The organism is Stenotrophomonas sp. YJH_SMC_25 (assembly GCF_059369595.1).
Map to the genome: position 1 here is coordinate 72,497 of NZ_JCAFSV010000012.1, position 18,442 is coordinate 90,938.

The following is an 18,442-nucleotide window of genomic DNA, read 5'->3' on the forward strand; positions in this document are numbered from 1 at the left end:
ACCGCAGGGCCCGCCCGAAGCTGAGGACAGGCCCTGGCTGGCTCAGCGCTTGCGGTTGGAATGGCGTGGCGGCGGGGTGTTGTCTGATGCCGCGTCATCGGCCGCCTTCTGCAGCGCGCGGCCCAGATCGATCAGTTCCCAGTTCTGGGTGCCGAGCACGTCGCAGGCCACGTGCAGGCCACTGCGGTCGGCCTTGCACAGCCGGTCCAGCAGTGCATGTGCATCCACCTCGGCATCGTTGCCCTGGGCCGTGACCAGGTTCTCGCAGCCCTCGCGGACGCCGGCGCGGCAGACCGTGGTGTAGTGCTCGGCGGCCTGCAGCCAGTGCCCGGACAGCGCAAGGCGGTTGCCGAGTACGTTGCAGCCCTGCAGCTTGCCCTGCGCGCAGCAGGCTTCCGCCCCGCCGGTAGCGAGCGCCTGCGGGCAATCCTGGGGTAGCGGCAGCACGGTGTACTGCTTCGGTGCACTGCAGCGGCCCGGGCCATCGCCAGTGGGGGTGAACACCTGGAAGCGGGTCGAGGTATCCAGGCCCAGCAGTTGGCCGCCAGGCAGCGGACGCAGCACGAAGTCGCCGCCCCTGTCGTGGCGGATGCGGATGTCGCCCTCTTCGACGCGGGCGCGGAGATGACTGTTCCAGCCAACGCCGACCAGGCCGTTGTCACCGAAGTCCAGCGTGTCCATCAGACCGCCATCGGCCCGGTAGTTGCCGCAGGGCAGGGCCGTTGCCGGTTGCGGTTGCAATGATGCGCCCAGCGCCTGCAACGCCGGCAGACGCTCGCAGGTGGCGGTGTCGTTGCCCGGTGTACAGGCCGCAGCCAGCGCCTGCACCGCCAGCAGGGGATCTCCCGCGTCCCAGGACAGTTCGGCCACCCGCTCGCAGAAGCCGCCATGCGCTACCTCGCGGCACAGCCGCAACAACTGTTGCCGCCGCTCAGCCGGAATGATCACCGGCACGGTCGGCGCCGTCATCGTCACCATGGCTTCGGTCATGGCTGCCGTCATCGCGGCCTTGACCAGCTGCGCCTGCACTGCGGGGTCGGCCTTGAGCGCGGCGGCACATGCCGGGGTTTCCTGTTCGAAGCCACCGTTGTCACAGGCAGCGGGGAGCTTGATACCGGACAGGGCGGCGTCGAGGGCCGCCTTCTGCTGGACAGGATCGGCTTCGACGACAGGTTTAGCCTCCTCATGCCAACGATCAGCCAGTTGCAGGCACATGCCGGGCACGCCTTCCCGGCACCCTGCTTCCAGCGCGGCCGGAGTGGCTTCGTGACGGTTGTCCAGGCAGGCCACGGCATTGGCCAGGCAGCTGCCTTCAGCCGGCGTGGCTGCGGCGGCGCACTGTTCGGGGGTCAGCAGGATGTAGGTCGTGCCATCCACCTCGACCGTGCGGCCACGATCACGTACCTGCAGCGGGCTGGGCAGGCCGTACTCCAGGTTCACCAGTTGCAGCTTCCCGTCGATCTGCTGGAACGCGACCGGAGACGGTGCACTGCCGAAGTGCTTCTGCTCGCCACGGTTGGGTGAGCTGATGCGCAGCGTGCTGCTGCCTTCGTCGGCCTTGAACAGGCCGCATTGCGGTGACTGTGCGGCGGCCATCGGTGCGGCCAGCAGCAGCGCCCAGGCCAGCCAGCGCTGGCGCGGTGCGGGTGAATGCATGTCGTCTCCTTGACGATCGAACGGGAAACTCCAGGCGCTACGGCGAACCACGGCCCTCGCGCGGGGCCGTGCATTGTGCCGTGCCGGGCACGGACTGGTAACGCTGGTAGGCGGTCTGCGCATCCATGCCGAGCAGATCGCCGTTGCCGAGCTGGCGCAGCACAAGGGTTTCGCCGTTCTGCTGCAGGTGGATGGCGCCGTTCTGCAGGCGGGCCCGGGTGCCATCGCCGAAGTCGAGCCTGTCGATCACGCCTCCATCGGCCTGGTAGCGGCCGCAGGGCACCTGCTGGGCCGGGACGAGGCGCAGGTCAGCGCCGGGACCGCGCAGCGGTGCGATGCGTTCGCAGGCGCTGGCGCGGTCGGCATCGCAGACCACCTGCAGCGCCTGCACCGCCAATGCGGGCTCCAGCGCGATCAGCTGCTGTGCGGCTAGTTCGACGCAGAAGCGGCCACTGCGGTGCTGCAGGCACAACTGCTGCAGGCGATCGCGTGCAGCGGCCGGAAGCGGTGAATCCGGCATGTTTTCGTCTTCCTGTTGCAGGCGTTCACCGACCTTCTGCATGGCGGCGGCCAGCGCATCGCCAGTCAGCGTCTCGCAGGCCCGCGGGTCATGGCCGGGCGTGTGTTCGCGGCAGATGGGCGGGCGTTCGAAGCGCGCGGGGCTGGTGTCATCGCTGCCGACTGCAGTTGTTCCATCGCGAAGCTGGCGCAGCAGCGCCGAGCAGCCCGCGCCAACGCCTTCGCTGCACGCACGCTGGGCCTGGCCGGGTGAGGCCGTGGGCAGCCGTGCAACGCAGTGGCTGCCGGCGGCGCGGCAGCTGCCGTCCATCGCGCTGGGCTCGCTGGCGCAGGCGCGGGGCTGGCGCAGGGTGTAGAGCACCACCCCGTCGTGCTCGATGCGCTGCCCATCGGCGCTGATCCGGATCGGCTGCGCCACGCCATCGTCGAGCATGACCAACCGCGTCTGTGCCGCACCGCGATCAACCCACAGCGGCTGTGGCTCGCTGCCCTCATCGTGGTGGTAGCCGCTGCCGGGAGTGGTGAACACCAGCGCCATGCCGCCATCGGCGCTGCGGTATTCGCCACATTGCAGCGCATCGGCGCCGGCAGGCAGCGCAGTCAACAGCAGCAATGCGGGGAGAAGGGTCGAAAAGCGCAAGCGACGGTCCTTGTCGTGCGGGAAAGGGGGTGGCTCAGTGGAAGCGCGAGCGGATGTCCGGCCGCAACAGGCGCCAGGCCAGCCAGCCCTGCAGGCCGAGGAGCACCAATGACATGGCCACCACGGTCAGCGTGATCAACCAGCGTTTCAGATGGAGTTCCTGCTGCAGGACGGCGTCGTCGGAGAGAAACGGGATGACATCACGCATGAACACGTCCAACCAGCCGGCGATCGCAAAGTTGGCCAATGCGCTCAGCAGCAGGATCACCACAAAGCTCCACAGGCCCCAGCTGCGCTCGCGCAGCAGGCCCCAGCTGGCCAGCGTCGAGGCCAGGCACAGCAGCGCGGCAATCATCGACGCGGCCACCGGATGCGCCAACAGCCAGGTCAGGCTGTGCAGGTGCTGGTCTTGTACTTCCCTCTCAACCAGATGCCAGATCGGAAGGTTGTGCAGCGGCCACAGCAGCAGCCCCTGCATCACGAAGTACACCGTGAGCAGCAGCGACAGCCAGAACGAAGCGTGTGCGATCGGGCGCACCCAGGCGTGATAGGTCGGCTGGACCAGCGAGGGAATCGGCGGGATCGACATTGACATCCGGTGTCCTTGCAATCGGTGCCCGCGCGATCAGCGGGCCGTCACCCGGGTGGCGACGGCCGGCAGGATATGGTGTTCGCTCAACGGTGCCAAGGGCTGGCCATGCGGCGGCTGCAGTGGCACCCAGGCCAGTTCGGCGATCTCGGCACATGCCTGTGGCGTGCCGTCCACCCGCACCCACCAGGCCTGTGCCTGCACCCGATGGCCGGGTTCGTTCACCGCCCAATCCTCGAAGGTGCCCAGCGCGATGGCGGTATCGGCGCACAACTGCACACCGAGTTCTTCGTCCAGTTCGCGGGCCAGCGCCTGCAGCGGCGCTTCGCCGGGTTCGGGCTTGCCGCCCGGTTGGATGAAGCGGCTGGCGCCGTGCTTGCGTACCACCAGCGCCCGGCCGCGGTCATCCAGGATGACCGCGGCCACGATGTGGATCGTGGCCGCGGCGTTGCTCACTTCAGGTTCTGCTCGAACAGCTTGAGGATGCGCTTGTACTGGTCCAGCCAGGAATCGGCACGCACATAGCCGTGGCGCTCCAGCGGGTACGGTGCGATCGACCAGTTGTCCTTGTGCAGTTCGATCAGGCGCTGGGTCAGGTTCACCGAGTCCTGGAAGAACACGTTGTCATCCATCATGCCGTGGGCGATCAGCAGGTTGTCCTGCAGGTTCTGCGCGTATTCGATCGGCGAGGACACGCGGTACGCCTCCGGATCGATGTCCGGGGTATTGAGGATGTTGCTGGTATAGCCGTGGTTGTACTGGTGCCAATCCACCACCGGGCGCAGCGCGGCGCCGGCCTTGAACGTGCCCGGCGAGCGGAACAGGGCCATGAAGGTCATGAAGCCGCCGTAGGAACCACCGTAGATGCCGGCATGGTCGCGGTCACCCTGCTGGGTGTCGACCAGCCAGTCCAGGCCGTCCTTGTAGTCTTCCAGTTCCGGGTGGCCCATGTTGCGGTAGATCGCCGTACGCCAGTCGCGGCCGTAGCCCTCGCTGCCGCGGTAATCCATGTCCAGCACGATGTAGCCCTTCTGCACCAGCAGGTTGTGGAACATCTGCTCGCGGAAGTAGGCCGGGTAGCGCTGGTGCACGTTCTGCAGGTAGCCGGCGCCGTGCACGAACATCACGATCGGGTACTTCTTCCCCGGTTCCTTGTTTTCGGGCTCGTAGTACTTGGCCCAGACCACGCCGGCGCCATGCTTGGACGGCACCGCCACCAGCTTCGGCTGGATCCACTGGCGCGCCTTGAACTCGGCAGTGCGGGTGTCGGTCAGCACGCGGGCCTGGCCTGCGCCGGTGCTCGGTACCACGGCCAGCTGCGCCGGCAGGTAGGCGCCGGAGTAGCGCACCAGCAGCTGCTGGCCGTCCGGCGACAGCGAGAAGTCTTCCACGCCGTTGAGGCTGGTCAGCTCGCGCACTTGGCGGCTGCCGGTGTCGACCGCGCAGACTTCGTAGTCATGCGGCGCCTGCTGGTTGCACAGGAAGTAGAAACCCTTGCCGTCGGCCGACAGCACCGGCGCCGAGGTTTCCCACTTGCCGCTGGTCAGCGCCTGCGGCTTGCCCGTACCGGACTGGGTATACAGGTGCGAGAAGCCCGATTCCTCCGACAGCAGCCACAGCGTGCGGCCATCGGCCATCCAGCCGAAATCATTGAAGCCCCAGTTGATCCAGGCGTTGTCGGTCAGGCGATGGCGGTTCTGCACGCGGCCGTCGGCGGCGTTGACGCTGATGATCCAGCGGTCCTTGTTGTCGTTGGCACGCAGCATCACCGCGGCCTGCTGGCCATCGGGGCTCCAGCGGATGCCACCGCCCATGAAGTCGCTCATCACCTGCAGGCTGCGCTCGCCCTTCAGCGCGTCCTTGCCGGCCTTGCGGCGCAGCTCGGCCAGCGGATCGGTGCTGATGCCCGGCAGGCCGGCCAGCGAAACCTTCTCGGCCTTGCCGGTGCGCACGTCCACGTACCACAGCGTGTGCGGCTCGAAGCCGTTACGGCCGACGCGGGTGCGGGTGTCCTCGGTTTCCTCGTAGCCCGACTCGGTCACGTACAGCGGCATCTTGCCGCCACGGCCGTCATCGAAGTCCTTCGGCTTGGTCACCACGACCAGGTGGGTCAGGTCAGGCGACAGCACGCTGTCGGCGATCTCCACGTCGGCGCCCAGGTACACCGGGCCCGGCGCGCGGGTCGGGTCAGCCTGGCGCCAGCGCTGGTCCTGGTCCTTCAGTGCTTCGCGCTGGTCACGGTCGCGGCGAAGGGTTTCCAGCGTGCGCAGCTGCTGGTCGCGCAGCACGTCGGCCTTCGGCGGTGTACGCGGATCCTTTTCGGCCTTCAGGCTGGCCACCTGCTGCACGCCGCTGGCGGCGGCCCAGTGGAACCAGTTCTGGCCGACGCGCCAGATCACGCCATTGTCGGCGGCAAAGTTCACGTTGCCCGCGCGCTCGTTGCTGCGGGTCAGCTGCGTCAGCGCGCCGCTGCGCAGGTCGCGCACGAACACGTCGCCATTGCGCACGAAGGCGCTGCGGCTGCGGCTGCGGTCGTAGACCGGCTCGGCCACGTCCAGGGTGCCGCGCTGGTCATCGGCCACCTGCGCGGCCACGCCACCGGCCACCGGCTGGCGGAAGGTATCGCGCACCGGGCTGCCGTTGCGCTTGAGCTGGTACTCCACCTGCTGGCTGTTCCACGACCACCAGGCCTTCTCGACCGGCGGGCCGATCCAGTCCGGGTCGGCCATGGCCTGTTCGATGGTGATCGGCGTCGGCGCGGCATGCGCGGCCGGTGCGGCCAGCACGGCCGACAGCAGGAGGGACAGGGGCAGCACTCGGGACATGGGCGGACGGCACCAGTAGAGGAAAACCGGCCAAGCGTAGCAGCCGCAAGGGCCGGGGGCAGGGGCCACAGGTCATGGCAGCGGGATTGGCAAAGTAGTGCAACCGCTGGCCGGCCTCGCGCATCCATTCTCCTGAACCCGCATCATCCACCGAACAGGAGCCCGACCATGCAGGAACTGATCCCGATCACCCTCTTCATCTGCATCGCCTACGCGATCCACGCCATTGCCGATGCCCGCGCGCGTAGCAAGCTGGTGGCCCCGCACGTGCCCGAGGAAGTGATCCGCTCGCTGGCCGTGCTGGAAGAAGAGCGCCGCCGCCAGGGCGCGCTGCGCTGGGGCATCAGCCTGGTCTGCCTGGCGCTGGCCATGGCCCTGCTGGAAGCGATGGGTGCCCGTGACCTGACCTTCGGCGCCGCCGCCGCACTGGTCGGCAGCGCCGGCCTCGGCCAGCTGCTGGCCTGGCACTTCACCCGTCCCGCCGTCCGCAAGGGCTGAGCCGGAACATGCCACGGGCACAGGGGGCGCCCCGTAGATGAGCCTGTTCGGCGAGGCATTGTCGGCACTGCGGGGCCGTCGCCGTCACGATGCAGCGGCGACGGCGGCACCCGCCGCACCGCTGGACGCGGACCAAGCCCTGGTGCGGGCCATCATCGATGGCTCGCAGGTGGCGTTTTCGCAGCTGGTCGAGACCCATCAACGGACCTGCGCGCATGTGATCGGGCGCATGGTGGGCGATCGTGATCAGGTGGCCGACCTGCTGCAGGAAACTTTCCTTGCGGTGTTCCGCCAGCTGCACCGGTTTCGTTTTGAATGCTCGCTGCGCACCTGGGTATCCCGGGTCGCTTACACCACGGCGCTGCAGCACCTGCGCCGGCGGCGGCTGGAGGCGCAATGGATGGTGGCCGTGGAGGTGCCGGAGGAACTGGGTGTCGGCGATGAAGGCCCGGGCCCGGTAGAGTTGAGCGAGGCGCTGCAGGCCGGGCGCCAGCTCGGCGCGGCGCTGGAACGGCTGAGCGCACCGCAGCGCCTGATCGTCGGCCTGCACTACCTGGAGGATTTCGATCTGGCCGAGATCGAAAAGGTGACCGGGCTGGCCCGCGGTACCATCAAGAGCCACCTGTATCGCGCGCGCCAGGTCCTGAAGCAGGAACTGACGCGGCGTGCTGCCGCCGGAGAACTGCTGTGAACCCATCGACCGACCCTCGTGATGCGGAAGAGCGCGCGCTGGCGCAGGCGTTGCGTGAGCAGGTGCAGCGGGAAGAAACGCCGGATGTGAGTGAGGCGCTGCAGAAGCGCATTGCCGCTGAGTCACGCGACAGTGGCGTGGGCTATGTGGTGGTTCAGGTGCTGTTGTTTGGCGCGCTGCTGGCTGCAGCGGCCTGGTATTTCTGGCACTGAGGCACCCGCCGGGTGATGGGCCGCTCCAATCGCTGCTGGTAGATGCCGACCTTGGTCGGCCTACCAAAGCGCTTAATCCGTACTGCTGGGCCATGCCTGGCAGGCCTTCCCACCTGCGACAAAGTGAAGCAGCGCGTCACCCGGTCGCATCCCGTCTTAACGAAATCCTCCTAAAGTGGTCCGGTATCCCACCGGTCACAGGCAGGAGGCGTCCCTTGGACGCGTTGTTGTTGTCCCGGATCCAGTTCGGATTCGTCATCAGTTTCCATGTGCTGTTCCCCGCCTTCACCATTGGCACGGCCAGCTGGCTGGCCTTCATCGAATGGCGCTGGCTGCGCACGAAGTTGCCCGTGTGGCGCGAGCTGTATTTCTTCTGGCAGAAGATCTTCGCGGTGTCGTTCGGCATGGGCGTGGTCAGCGGCATCGTCATGGCCTTCCAGTTCGGAACCAACTGGCCACGGCTGAGCGAGGTGGCCGGCACGGTCATCGGCCCGCTGCTGACCTACGAAGTGCTGACCGCGTTCTTCCTGGAAGCCAGCTTCCTCGGCGTGATGATGTTCGGCTGGGGCCGCGTCTCGCCGCGCCTGCATTTCCTGTCCACCTGCATGGTGGCGCTGGGCACGCTGTTCTCCACGTTCTGGATCCTGTCGTCCAACAGCTGGCTGCATACGCCGGCCGGCTACGAGATGGTCAACGGCGTGGTGCATCCGGTGGACTGGTGGCAGGTGGTGTTCAACCCCTCGTTCCCCTATCGCCTGGCGCACATGGCGCTGGGTTCGTTCATCACCACCTGCTTCGTGGTCGGTGGCGTCGGTGCGTGGTACCTGCGCAAGGGCACGCATGTGGAAGCGGGCCGGCGCATGCTGGTGGCAGCGGTGGCGTTCGCGGCACTGACCGTGCCGGTGCAGATTTTCGTCGGCGACATGCATGGCCTGAACACGCTCAAGCACCAGCCGATGAAGATCGCGGCGATGGAAGCGCACTGGCATGAAACCAAGGAGGGCGAGGGCGTACCGCTGGTGGTGTTCGCGCTGCCGAACGAGAAGGAAGAGCGCAATGATTTCGAAGTTGCCATCCCGAAGCTGGGCAGCGTGATCCTCACCCACAGCCTGGACGGCACCTTCGACCCTCTTACCTCGGTGCCTGCCAGCGAGCGGCCGCCGGTTACGCCGGTGTTCTTCGCCTTCCGGATCATGGTCGGGCTGGGCACGCTGATGCTGCTGCTGGCCTGGGTGTCGGCGTTCCAGTTGTGGCGCAGGAAGCTGCTGGATTCGCCGTGGCTGCTGCGCGGCTGGAACTGGATGCTGCCCAGCGGCTTCATCGCGCTGCTGTCCGGGTGGTTCGTCACCGAGATGGGCCGCCAGCCGTGGGTGGTGTATGGCGTGCTGCGCACCGCTGATGCGGTTGGCCCGCAGAGCGCGTGGATGACCGCGCTGTCGCTGGCGGTTTATGTCGTTGGCTACGCCTTCGTGTTCGGCTGGGGCATCTGGTACCTGGTGAAGATCCTGCGCCACGGACCGCGGCCACATGATGATGGGCCGTCGCTGGACCACGGCAGCCACACCCCGGCACGCCCGCTGTCGGCGGCAGACGAACCGCTGGAGGAGCGCTGACATGGACCTGATGACCTGGCTGCCGGTGGCGTGGTTCGCGGTGATCGGCTTCGGCGTGCTGATGTATGTGGTGCTGGATGGCTTCGTGCTCGGTATCGGCATCCTGGCCCCGTTCGCCGAGGACGAGGAGCAGCTGGACCTGATGATGAACACCGCCGCGCCGATCTGGGACGGCAACGAGACCTGGCTGGTGCTGGGTGGCGCCGGGCTGCTGGCGGCGTTCCCGAAGGCCTATGCGGTGTTGTTGTCGGCGCTGTACCTGCCGGTGCTGCTGCTTGTGGTGGCGCTGGTGTTCCGCGGCGTGGCGTTCGAGTTCCGCTTCAAGGCGCATCGATCGCGCCGGCTGTGGAGCGTGGCGTTCGGCCTCGGTTCGCTGCTGGCCACGTTTGCCCAGGGCGTGATCCTCGGCACCCTGGTGCAGGGCATCCCGCTGGTGGACGGCGTCTACCAGGGCGGACCGTTCGCCTGGTTCAGCCCGTTCGCGATGCTGACCGGTGCTGCGCTGGTGGCCGGCTATGCACTGCTGGGCAGCACCTGGCTGATCCTGAAGACCGAAGGCCGCGTGCAGGCGCTGGCACGGCAGATGACCCGGCCGCTGGTGGTGGCGGTGATCGCAGCGATGGGCCTGGTCAGCAGCTGGCTGCCGTTCCTCGATTCGCGGCTGATGGCGCGCTGGTTCAGCGACGGCAACTTCTGGTGGCTGTCGCCGGTGCCGCTGTTGACCCTGGCGGTGGCCGCCGCGCTGTGGCGCAGTGCGACCCATCCGCGCCGCGACCTGCCGCCCTTCCTGCTCAGCCTGGCGCTGTTCGTGCTTGGTTTCCTTGGCCTGGTGCTGGGCATGTGGCCGTACCTGCTGCCGCCGTCGATGACCCTGTGGCAGGCCGCCGCGCCGGCCTCCTCGCTGGGCTTCACCCTGGTCGGGCTGGTCATTCTGCTGCCGGTCATCCTCGGCTATACGGCGTGGTCGTACCGGGTGTTCCGCGGCAAGGTGCACGCCGACACCGGTTACCACTGATGGGTTGAAGGCGGGGCCCGCCGGTGCCGGGCCCCGTGTTGGGGAATGTGAAACCTGCACACCCCGGGCGGGACGTGCTAGCGTGCGCTCCTTTCCGGCAGCCAGGGGGGCAGCCGGCGACGTCCTGGACGGACGCACGGCTGCAGGAATGGGGGGCCGCCGCGCGTCGCCGTAATGGCTCGTGCCTATCGTTCTCCCGTTGAAGCACCAACGCTAAATGATTGAATTCTCCATCGTCGACTGGGCCGCGTGGGCGCCCGGCCTGAGCGAGCGTAGCCAGTGGCTGGGCTGGGCCGAAGCGCCGTACCTGCCGCACGGCGGGGATACGCCGGCACTGGCAGAGGTTCCGGCAATGCAACGCCGTCGCATCGAGCGGTTGGGCCGCATGGCGATCCAGACCGCGTGCTGGTGCGAGGACGGGCAGGGGGCCGACAGCGACGTGCCGCTGGTGTTCGCCAGCCGCCATGGCGACGTCGCACGTTCGATGGACCTGCTGGGGGCGCTGGTCGGCGACCAGCCGTTGTCGCCCACCGGATTTGGCCTGTCGGTGCACAACGCGATCGCCGCGCTGTATTCAATCGCCCGCGGCCATCGCGGCAACTACCTGGCATTGGCTGCTGGCCAGGCAACGGTCGAAGCCGCGTGCCTGGAGGCCGTCGCCCTGCTTGCCGATGGCGCCCGCGAGGTACGGGTGGTGGTCTACGAGTCGCCGCTCCCGGAGGTTTACGCGACGTTCGCCGACGAACCCGACCCGTTCTTCGCCTGGTGCTGGCGTTTGACCGCGCCAGCAGAGGACCGGCCGACGCTGGCGCTGCAGTGGCAGCCGGCCGACGGCCAGGCCAGCACTGTGCCCGGCCTGCTGCCGCACGCGCTGGACCTGCATCGCTTCCTGTTGTCCGGCGCGCCAGCGCTGGAGCACGTGGCCCATGGCCAGCGCTGGCGCTGGGGCCGCCGTGAGTGAGCTGCCGCGCCGCCTCGACCACGCCTGGCGGGTGTTTGGCACCGGCCTGAGCTTTGTTGCGTTTGGCCTGGGCGGGCTGCTGCTCGGCGTCCTGGTGATGCCGGTACTGCTGCTGATGCGGGACCCGGTGGCCCGTCGCCGGCGCGCCCGGCGCGTGGTCCAGGTCGCGTTCGCCAGCCATCTGCGGCTGATGCGCGGGCTGGGGGTGATGACCTACGAGATCGAAGGCGGTGAACGCCTGCAGCGTGACGGCCTGCTGGTGCTGGCCAACCACCCGACCCTGATCGACGTGGTCTGCCTGATCTCGCTGCTTCCCAACGCCGACTGCGTGGTCAAGCGGGCCGTGGCCTGCAACCCGTTCATGCGCGGTCCGGTACGGGCCGCCGGCTACATCTCCAATGACGATGGCGCCGGCCTGGTCGATGACTGCGTGGCCGCGGTGCATGCCGGCGGCACCCTGGTCATCTTCCCGGAGGGCACCCGCAGCGTGCCCGGGCAGCCGCCGCGCCTGCAGCGCGGGGCCGCCAACATCGCCGTACGGGGCCGCATCGACGTCACCCCGGTGCGGATCACCTGCAGCCCGCCAACCCTGACCAAGGGACAGAAGTGGTATCGTGTCCCCTCACGTCGCTTTCACGTTCGGCTGCAGATCGGCGAAGATATCCCGATCGCGCCTTTCTTGGCCGAAGACGACTCGCCAAGGGGGGATGCCTTGGCGGCACGCCGCGTTACCGAGCACCTTTCTCGTTATTTCGACCTGTCTGGAGAGCCGCCCCGTGCAAGCACTTGAGCACGAGATCAAGGAATTGATCATTTCCTCCCTTTCGCTGGAGGACATCACGCCGGAGGACATCGATCCGACCGCGCCGCTGTTCGTCGAGGGCCTCGGCCTGGATTCGATCGACGCGCTGGAGTTGGGCCTGGCGTTGCAGAAGAAGTACGGTGTCAGCCTCTCGGCCGATTCGGAAGAAACCCGTCGCCATTTCTCCAGCGTGCGCGCGCTCGGCGAGTTCGTCGCCGCCCGCCAGTCGTAACGGCGCCAGGAATTGCCATGACCAAGAATGAACTGTTCGAACGCATCGTCAGCATCCTGACCGACAGCTTCGAGATCGAAACCGCCCGGATCACCCCCGAGGCACGCCTGTACGACGACCTGGATATCGACAGCATCGATGCGGTCGACCTGATCGTGCAGCTCAAGCCGCTGCTGGGCCGCAACCTGCAGCCGGAAGCGTTCAAGGCCGTGCGCACCGTGCAGGACATCGTCGATGTCGTGCATGGGTTGCTGCCGGACCAGGCAGCCGCCTGACCGCAGCGCCGGCGGCTCCGCCATGGCACGCGCACGCACGGTCGTGGTGGCTGCGATCTCGCTGGCCTACCCGGTGCTGGTGTACCTGGCGATGGGCCGTTTCGAGCCACGCTGGCTGTCGCTGCTGCTGTTCACCCTGGCCCTGCTGCGTGCGCTGAGTACGCGCCAGCCGCTGTGGTGGGCCGCCGCCGCGGGAACCGGCCTGCTGGCCGTGTTGGCCACCGTGCTGAACCAGGCCCTGCCGCTGAAGCTGTATCCGGCGCTGGTCAACATGGTGATGCTGGCGGTGTTCGGCACCAGCCTGCGCTTCGGCCCGCCGCTGGTGGAACGCCTGGCGCGGTTGCAGGAGCCGGACCTGCCGGCGTTCGCGGTGGCCTATACCCGCCGCGTCACCCAGGTGTGGTGTGGCTTCTTCGTTCTCAACGGCAGCCTGGCCCTGCTGACCGCGCTTTACGCGTCGGACCGGGTCTGGATGCTCTACAACGGATTGTTGGCGTACGTGATGATGGGCGTGTTGTTTGCAGGTGAGTGGCTGGTGCGGCGTCGGGTCAAGGCAGCGCACGCGCATGGCTGAGTGGATTGCCCTGGACCGGCTGCTGGTGGACCCGCAGCCGCAGCGCAGCATCGGCGTGTGCGATGGCGAGGTGATCGACCATGCCCGCTTCCGCCAGCGGGTGCTGGCCTGGCGTGCGGCCTTTGCTGCTGCCGATGGCCGTGACTGGGCCCTGTACTTCGATGATGCGGTGGCCTTCGCTGCTGCGCTGTTCGGCGCCTGGCATGCCGGCAAGCGGGTGTTCCTGGCTGCCGACAACCTGCCGGCCACGCTGCAGGCGCTGCGGCCACAGGTGAGCGGTTTCGCCGGCGATGTTTCCACCGACTACCGAGCGCTGGTTGCCCCCACCGTTGGCGTGGACGGCGAACTGCAGGTGCTGGACGAGCGCGCCTGCGAGCTGTGCGTGTTCACCTCCGGCAGCACGGGCCAGCCCAGTGCGATCAACAAGCGCATGGACCAGCTGGCGCGCGAGGTGGATGCGCTGCAGGCTGCGTTCGGCGCGCAGCTGGAAGGCGTGCAGGTGCATGGCACGGTGTCCCACCAGCACATCTACGGCCTGCTGTTCCGGGTGCTGTGGCCGCTGGCCGCCGGCCGCCTGATCCATCCGCGCCGGTTCTTCCACGAAGACCTGGTGGGCGCGCTGGCCGGCACCGACACGGTGCTGGTGGCGACGCCAGCCCACCTCAAGCGCCTGCCCGAGCAGCTCGACTGGGCCAGCCTGCACGGCCGCCTGCGCGCGGTGTTCTCCTCCGGTGGCCCACTGCCCGAAGAAGCCGCACGCCAGGTACGGCAATGGCTGGGCGTGGCACCGACCGAGGTTTACGGCAGCAGCGAAACCGGTGGTATCGCCTGGCGCCGCTGGGATACCGACCTGCCACCGTGGCAGCCGTTGCCGGGCGTGCAGTGGCGCATCGAGGATGGCTGCCTGGCCGTCGCCTCGGCGCATCTGGAAACCCTCGACTGGTGGCGCACCCAGGACCGTGTCGAAGCCCTGGCCGATGGCCGCTTCCGCCTGCTGGGCCGCGCCGACCGCATCGTCAAGATCGAGGAGCGCCGCGTTTCGCTGGATGCGCTGGAACGCGCGCTGCGCGAAGACACCGAAGTGGACGATGTGAGAGTGCTGGTCCTGCCGGGACAGCGTGAGCAGCTGGCAGCGGTGGTGGTACCGGCCAGCCTGGCGCTGCTGGAGGGCGGTGACGCCGCGCGCCGCGCGCTGGGCCAGCGCCTTGGCGCGCGCCTGGCACAGGCGCATGACGCGGTCACCCGGCCGCGCCGCTGGCGCCTGGTGAAGGCGCTGCCGATCAATGCACAGGGCAAGGTCACCCAGGCGGCACTGGCGGCGCTGTTCCAGCCGCTCATGCCGGTGCCGGTCTGGGATCACCGCGATGCTGCCAGCGCTACGTTGCGCATGACCCTCGACCCGGCGCTGCGGCCGTTCCAGGGCCACTTCCCGCAGGCGGCGATCCTGCCCGGCGTGGCGCAGCTGGACTGGGCCGTGCTTTTTGGCCGCCAGGCGTTCAGCATGCCGGCCGGATTCCTGCGCATGGATGCGGTGAAGTTCCAGCACGTGGCCCGCCCGGGCGATGAGCTGACCCTGCAGCTGGACTGGGATGCCACGCGCAATGTGCTGGCCTTCCGCTACACCTCCAGCCACGGTGTGCATGCCAGCGGCAAGGTGGTTTTCGCCGATGCGGACTGATCCGGCCGTTGCCGGTGCCGCGTTCGCGCCACTGGTGGTGATTCCTGTCTACGACCACGAGCACGCCATCGCGGCGGTGGTCGACGGCGTGCAGGCCGCTGGCCTGCCGTGCCTGCTGGTCGACGATGGCTCGCATGAGGCGTGCGCGACGGTGCTGCGTTCACTGGCGCAGCGCCAGGGCGTCGACCTGCTGCGCCTGGACATCAACCAGGGCAAGGGTGGGGCGATGCTGACCGGTTTTGCTGAAGCCGCTGCGCGTGGCTACAGCCACGTGCTGCAGATCGATGCCGACGGCCAGCACGATACCGCCGACCTGCCGCGTTTCGTCGAGGCGGCGCGTGCGCACCCGGGTGCGGTGATCTGCGGCATTCCGGCCTACGACGCCAGTGTTCCCAAGGCGCGCCTGTATGGCCGCTACGCGACCCACATCTGGGTCTGGATCAACACGCTGTCGCTGCACCTGCGCGACACCATGTGCGGCTTCCGCGTGTATCCGCTGCCGCCGGTGCTGCGCCTGGTCGGTGAAGAGACCATCGGCCGCCGCATGGATTTCGATACTGAAGTGATGGTGCGCCTGTACTGGCGACAGCTGCCGGTCGAGCACCTGGCCACGCGGGTGACCTATCCCGCCGATGGCGTGTCGCACTTCGATGTGTGGCGCGACAACGTGCGCATCAGCCGCATGCATACCCGCCTGTTCTTCGGCATGCTCTGGCGCGCACCGCGCCTGCTGTGGCGCCGCCTGCGGGGGCAGCGCTGAGATGGCGGCCGCGCAGGGCGCTCCGCACTGGGCCGACATCGGCGAATCGACGTCGGTGGCCGGCGTGTTGTTCCTGTGCTGGGTGCACCGCTGGTTCGGGCGCTGGCCGTTCCGTCTGTGCGTGTGGCCGGTGGTGGCCTGCCACTGGCTGGGCAACCGCGTCGGCCGCCAGGCCTCCATGCAGTACCTCCAGCGCCTGCAGGCACACAGCGGTGTGCTGGGCCGTGCGCCGACGCGGCGCGACAGCCTGCGCCACTTCTTCGCCTTCGCCGACACGATGCTGGACAAGATCCTCGGCCTGGGCGGGCGCTATCCGGCCGAACGCATCTACCTGCATCGCGACCTGGTGCTTGAGAAGATCGCGCGCCGCGAAGGCGGGCTGATCCTGACCGCGCACATCGGCTGCCTGGAACTGTGCCAGGTGCTGGCCGAACAGGTGCCGGGGTTCCGCATCACCGTGCTGGTGCACACCGCGCATGCGCAGCGCTTCAACCGCCTGCTGCAACGGCTGGACCCGCTGGCGGCGGTGGAACTGGTGCAGGTAACCGAAATGGGCCCGGCCACGGCAGTGATGCTGGCCGAGCGCGTCGCGGCGGGGGGCTTCGTCGCCATCGTCGGCGACCGCACGCCGGTGCAGGGCGGACGCAGCGTCACCGCCGATTTCCTTGGCCACCGCGCCCCGTTCCCGATCGGTGCCTATGTGCTCGCCGCCGCACTGGGCTGCCCGGTCTACACCATGGCCTGCCTGCACCAGGGCGAGGGCTACCGCGTGGCATTCGAACAGTTCGCCGAACGCATCGTGCTGCCGCGCGGCTCACGCGATGCGGCACTGGCCGAACAGGCACAGCACTTCGCGCGCTGGCTGGAACTCCAGGTCATCCAGTCCCCGTTGGACTGGTTCAATTTCTTCCCCTTCTGGGATCAGGCTCCGCATGACGACTGACGCCGTACCCGTGTGCCGCTTTGGCGATGCACCGTTGACCATCGAAGACGTGGTTGCCCTGGCCCAGCGCCAGTGCGAGGCCGCACTGAGCGACGCGCCGGCATTCCGCGCGCACATCCAGCGCGGTGCCGACTTCCTCGACCGCCTGCTGCGCGAGGATGGCGTGATCTACGGTGTGACCACCGGCTATGGCGATTCGTGCACGGTGAACATCCCACCGGCACTGGTGGCTGAACTGCCGCACCACCTGTACACCTACCATGGCTGCGGCCTTGGCCGTTACCTGGACCCGGTCGAGACCCGTGCGGTGCTGGCGGCGCGCCTGGCCTCTCTGGTGCGCGGCATGTCCGGTGTAAGCCTGCCGCTGCTGGAAGGCCTGGCCACGCTGCTGCAGCACGACGTGCTGCCGATGATTCCGGCCGAAGGCTCGGTCGGTGCCAGTGGCGACCTGACGCCGCTGTCCTACGTGGCGGCGGTGCTGTGCGGCGAGCGCGAGGTGCTGCACGACGGCCGCGTGCAGCCGGCGGCGGACGTGCTGGCGAAGATCGGCATGACCCCGCTGAAGCTGCGGCCGAAGGAAGGCCTGGCGATCATGAACGGCACCGCGGTGATGACCGGCCTGGCCTGCCTGGCCTGGCAGCGCGCCGACTACCTGGCACGCATGGCTACGCGCCTGACCGCATTCAACGTGCTGGCCAGCGACGGCAACGCGCACCACTTCGACGAAACCCTGTTCGCAGCCAAGCCGCACCCGGGCCAGGGCCGCATCGCCGCGCGCCTGCGCAGCGACCTGCACAGCGAGCGCCCGCCGCGCAATGAACAGCGCCTGCAGGATCGCTACTCGCTGCGCTGCGCACCGCATGTGATCGGCGTGCTGGAGGACAGCCTGCCGTTCCTGCGCCAGCTGATCGAGACCGAACTGAACAGCGCCAACGACAACCCGCTGATCGACGCCGACGGCGAGCGCATCCTGCATGGCGGCCACTTCTACGGGGGCCACATCGCGCTGGCGATGGACACCCTGAAGAACACCGTGGCCAACGTTGCCGATCTGCTCGACCGGCAGCTGGCGCTGGTGGTGGACGCCCGTTACAACCATGGCCTGCCGGCCAACCTGTCGGCGGCCACCGGTCCGCGCGCGGCCATCAACCATGGCCTGAAGGCACTGCAGATCAGCGTGTCGGCCTGGACTGCCGAAGCGCTGAAGCAGACCATGCCGGCCAGCGTGTTCTCGCGTTCCACCGAGTGCCACAACCAGGACAAGGTCAGCATGGGCACCATCGCCGCGCGCGACTGCCTGCGGGTGATCGAGCTGACCGAACAGGTGGTGGCCGCGATGCTGATCGCCGCGCGCCAGGGCCTGGCCCTGCGTGAGCGGGTTGGCCTGAATGCGCAGCTGCATGGCAGTCTGGCCGACATGTATGCCGACCTGGGGCAGCGCATCGCCCTGGTCGAGGAAGACCGCGCGCTGGATCGCGAACTGCGGGAACTGCTGGTGGAGATCCGCGCGCAACGTTGGGAGCTGTATGCCGGTGAATGAGGCCATTGAACGGGTTGGCGAGATTGCGTTGACCCCCGCCTTCCATGACTGCGATCCGATGAACGTGGTCTGGCATGGCAACTACTTCAAGTACTTCGAGATCGCGCGCTGCGCGCTGCTCGGTCGCTACGACTACGACTACCCGCAGATGCTCGAATCGGGCTACCTGTGGCCGGTGGTCGATGCGCGGGTGAAGTACGTGCGCCCGCTGCTGTTCAACCAGGCGCTGCGCGTGGTCGCGCGCATCGTGGAATGGGAGAACCGGCTGAAGATCGAGTACGAAATCCTCGATGCGCAAAGCGGCCAGGTGCTGACCCGGGCGATGACCATCCAGGTCGCGGTGGACGCGGCCAGCAAGGAAATGCTGTACCAGTGCCCGCCGGTACTGTGGGAACGCCTGGGAGTGCCTGCGCCGTGAC

Annotated in this window: 20 protein-coding genes; 15 read left to right on the forward strand and 5 right to left on the reverse strand. The window is 68.1% G+C overall.

Going from position 1 to position 18,442, the window contains the following annotated elements; all coding sequences use genetic code 11:
• Window positions 1-42: 42 nt before the first annotated feature.
• The 5 genes from AC5P7E_RS16270 to AC5P7E_RS16290 are packed head-to-tail and all read right to left on the reverse strand — an operon-like array spanning window position 43 to window position 6,229.
• Complete coding sequence (locus tag AC5P7E_RS16270; protein WP_099473872.1) at window positions 43-1,656, reverse strand: hypothetical protein; 1,614 nt, start codon at window positions 1,654-1,656, stop codon at window positions 43-45.
• A 37-nt stretch (window positions 1,657-1,693) separates the two neighbouring features.
• Window positions 1,694-2,815, reverse strand: coding sequence for a hypothetical protein (locus AC5P7E_RS16275; RefSeq protein WP_114618974.1), 1,122 nt, complete (start codon window positions 2,813-2,815; stop codon window positions 1,694-1,696).
• A 34-nt stretch (window positions 2,816-2,849) separates the two neighbouring features.
• The gene (locus AC5P7E_RS16280; protein WP_111118213.1) at window positions 2,850-3,410 is read right to left on the reverse strand and encodes a hypothetical protein; all 561 of its coding nucleotides are present in this window, start codon (window positions 3,408-3,410) and stop codon (window positions 2,850-2,852) included.
• A 30-nt stretch (window positions 3,411-3,440) separates the two neighbouring features.
• Complete coding sequence (locus tag AC5P7E_RS16285) at window positions 3,441-3,860, reverse strand: NUDIX hydrolase (protein ID WP_012481609.1); 420 nt, start codon at window positions 3,858-3,860, stop codon at window positions 3,441-3,443.
• Window positions 3,857-6,229, reverse strand: a complete 2,373-nt coding sequence (locus AC5P7E_RS16290; protein ID WP_012481608.1) for a S9 family peptidase — start codon at window positions 6,227-6,229, stop codon at window positions 3,857-3,859. The genes AC5P7E_RS16285 and AC5P7E_RS16290 overlap by 4 nt, the downstream gene beginning before the upstream one ends.
• Before the next feature lie 168 nt (window positions 6,230-6,397).
• On the opposite strand from AC5P7E_RS16290, the gene AC5P7E_RS16295 reads away from it, so the two are divergent.
• The 15 genes from AC5P7E_RS16295 to AC5P7E_RS16365 all read left to right on the forward strand — a co-directional run bounded on the left by AC5P7E_RS16295 (window position 6,398) and on the right by AC5P7E_RS16365 (window position 18,441).
• Complete coding sequence (locus tag AC5P7E_RS16295; RefSeq protein ID WP_043034435.1) at window positions 6,398-6,727, forward strand: hypothetical protein; 330 nt, start codon at window positions 6,398-6,400, stop codon at window positions 6,725-6,727.
• Window positions 6,728-6,764: 37 nt separating this feature from the next.
• Window positions 6,765-7,418 carry an RNA polymerase sigma factor gene (locus AC5P7E_RS16300; RefSeq protein ID WP_114618973.1) on the forward strand — a complete coding sequence of 218 codons (654 nt, stop codon included), beginning with the start codon at window positions 6,765-6,767 and terminating at the stop codon, window positions 7,416-7,418.
• Window positions 7,415-7,630 (forward strand): hypothetical protein, encoded by a 216-nt coding sequence (locus AC5P7E_RS16305; RefSeq protein WP_005414878.1) that lies wholly within the window; start codon window positions 7,415-7,417, stop codon window positions 7,628-7,630. The genes AC5P7E_RS16300 and AC5P7E_RS16305 overlap by 4 nt, the downstream gene beginning before the upstream one ends.
• 215 nt (window positions 7,631-7,845) lie before the next feature.
• Window positions 7,846-9,243: a cytochrome ubiquinol oxidase subunit I gene (locus AC5P7E_RS16310; protein ID WP_099490678.1), complete on the forward strand. Its 1,398-nt coding sequence runs from the start codon at window positions 7,846-7,848 to the stop codon at window positions 9,241-9,243.
• Window position 9,244: 1 nt separating this feature from the next.
• A complete protein-coding gene (gene cydB, locus AC5P7E_RS16315) occupies window positions 9,245-10,258 on the forward strand; it encodes a cytochrome d ubiquinol oxidase subunit II (RefSeq protein WP_005414876.1) in 1,014 nt (337 codons plus the stop codon).
• A gap of 217 nt (window positions 10,259-10,475) precedes the next feature.
• Complete coding sequence (locus AC5P7E_RS16320) at window positions 10,476-11,219, forward strand: beta-ketoacyl synthase chain length factor (RefSeq protein WP_049403644.1); 744 nt, start codon at window positions 10,476-10,478, stop codon at window positions 11,217-11,219.
• Complete coding sequence (locus AC5P7E_RS16325) at window positions 11,212-12,009, forward strand: lysophospholipid acyltransferase family protein (protein WP_005414875.1); 798 nt, start codon at window positions 11,212-11,214, stop codon at window positions 12,007-12,009. The genes AC5P7E_RS16320 and AC5P7E_RS16325 overlap by 8 nt, the downstream gene beginning before the upstream one ends.
• On the forward strand, window positions 11,996-12,253 hold the full coding sequence (locus AC5P7E_RS16330; RefSeq protein ID WP_005411610.1) for a phosphopantetheine-binding protein: 258 nt from the start codon (window positions 11,996-11,998) through the stop codon (window positions 12,251-12,253). Before AC5P7E_RS16325 ends, AC5P7E_RS16330 begins: the two co-directional genes overlap by 14 nt.
• A 17-nt stretch (window positions 12,254-12,270) precedes the next feature.
• Entirely contained in the window at window positions 12,271-12,528 is a 258-nt protein-coding gene (locus tag AC5P7E_RS16335; RefSeq protein ID WP_005411609.1) for an acyl carrier protein, read from the forward strand.
• A 22-nt stretch (window positions 12,529-12,550) separates the two neighbouring features.
• Entirely contained in the window at window positions 12,551-13,102 is a 552-nt protein-coding gene (locus AC5P7E_RS16340; RefSeq protein WP_005414874.1) for a COG4648 family protein, read from the forward strand.
• Window positions 13,095-14,780: an ApeI family dehydratase gene (locus AC5P7E_RS16345; protein WP_114618972.1), complete on the forward strand. Its 1,686-nt coding sequence runs from the start codon at window positions 13,095-13,097 to the stop codon at window positions 14,778-14,780. Before AC5P7E_RS16340 ends, AC5P7E_RS16345 begins: the two co-directional genes overlap by 8 nt.
• Window positions 14,770-15,540, forward strand: a complete 771-nt coding sequence (locus AC5P7E_RS16350) for a glycosyltransferase family 2 protein (RefSeq protein ID WP_114618971.1) — start codon at window positions 14,770-14,772, stop codon at window positions 15,538-15,540. Before AC5P7E_RS16345 ends, AC5P7E_RS16350 begins: the two co-directional genes overlap by 11 nt.
• Window position 15,541: 1 nt before the next feature.
• Window positions 15,542-16,483 (forward strand): lysophospholipid acyltransferase family protein, encoded by a 942-nt coding sequence (locus tag AC5P7E_RS16355; protein WP_114618970.1) that lies wholly within the window; start codon window positions 15,542-15,544, stop codon window positions 16,481-16,483.
• Window positions 16,473-18,023 carry an HAL/PAL/TAL family ammonia-lyase gene (locus tag AC5P7E_RS16360; RefSeq protein ID WP_049448227.1) on the forward strand — a complete coding sequence of 517 codons (1,551 nt, stop codon included), beginning with the start codon at window positions 16,473-16,475 and terminating at the stop codon, window positions 18,021-18,023. Before AC5P7E_RS16355 ends, AC5P7E_RS16360 begins: the two co-directional genes overlap by 11 nt.
• On the forward strand, window positions 18,010-18,441 hold the full coding sequence (locus AC5P7E_RS16365) for an acyl-CoA thioesterase (protein WP_032960618.1): 432 nt from the start codon (window positions 18,010-18,012) through the stop codon (window positions 18,439-18,441). The genes AC5P7E_RS16360 and AC5P7E_RS16365 overlap by 14 nt, the downstream gene beginning before the upstream one ends.
• Window position 18,442: the final 1 nt, after the last annotated feature.

Coding starts and splice junctions, on each gene's coding strand:
- AC5P7E_RS16270 (WP_099473872.1), bottom strand. CDS start 1,656: ATGCATTCACCCGCACCGCGCCAGCGCTGGCTGGCCTGGGCGCTGCTG.
- AC5P7E_RS16280 (WP_111118213.1), bottom strand. CDS start 3,410: ATGTCAATGTCGATCCCGCCGATTCCCTCGCTGGTCCAGCCGACCTAT.
- AC5P7E_RS16290 (WP_012481608.1), bottom strand. CDS start 6,229: ATGTCCCGAGTGCTGCCCCTGTCCCTCCTGCTGTCGGCCGTGCTGGCC.
- AC5P7E_RS16295 (WP_043034435.1), top strand. CDS start 6,398: ATGCAGGAACTGATCCCGATCACCCTCTTCATCTGCATCGCCTACGCG.
- AC5P7E_RS16300 (WP_114618973.1), top strand. CDS start 6,765: ATGAGCCTGTTCGGCGAGGCATTGTCGGCACTGCGGGGCCGTCGCCGT.
- cydB (WP_005414876.1), top strand. CDS start 9,245: ATGGACCTGATGACCTGGCTGCCGGTGGCGTGGTTCGCGGTGATCGGC.
- AC5P7E_RS16320 (WP_049403644.1), top strand. CDS start 10,476: ATGATTGAATTCTCCATCGTCGACTGGGCCGCGTGGGCGCCCGGCCTG.
- AC5P7E_RS16335 (WP_005411609.1), top strand. CDS start 12,271: ATGACCAAGAATGAACTGTTCGAACGCATCGTCAGCATCCTGACCGAC.
- AC5P7E_RS16340 (WP_005414874.1), top strand. CDS start 12,551: ATGGCACGCGCACGCACGGTCGTGGTGGCTGCGATCTCGCTGGCCTAC.
- AC5P7E_RS16345 (WP_114618972.1), top strand. CDS start 13,095: ATGGCTGAGTGGATTGCCCTGGACCGGCTGCTGGTGGACCCGCAGCCG.
- AC5P7E_RS16350 (WP_114618971.1), top strand. CDS start 14,770: ATGCGGACTGATCCGGCCGTTGCCGGTGCCGCGTTCGCGCCACTGGTG.
- AC5P7E_RS16355 (WP_114618970.1), top strand. CDS start 15,542: ATGGCGGCCGCGCAGGGCGCTCCGCACTGGGCCGACATCGGCGAATCG.
- AC5P7E_RS16360 (WP_049448227.1), top strand. CDS start 16,473: ATGACGACTGACGCCGTACCCGTGTGCCGCTTTGGCGATGCACCGTTG.
- AC5P7E_RS16365 (WP_032960618.1), top strand. CDS start 18,010: ATGCCGGTGAATGAGGCCATTGAACGGGTTGGCGAGATTGCGTTGACC.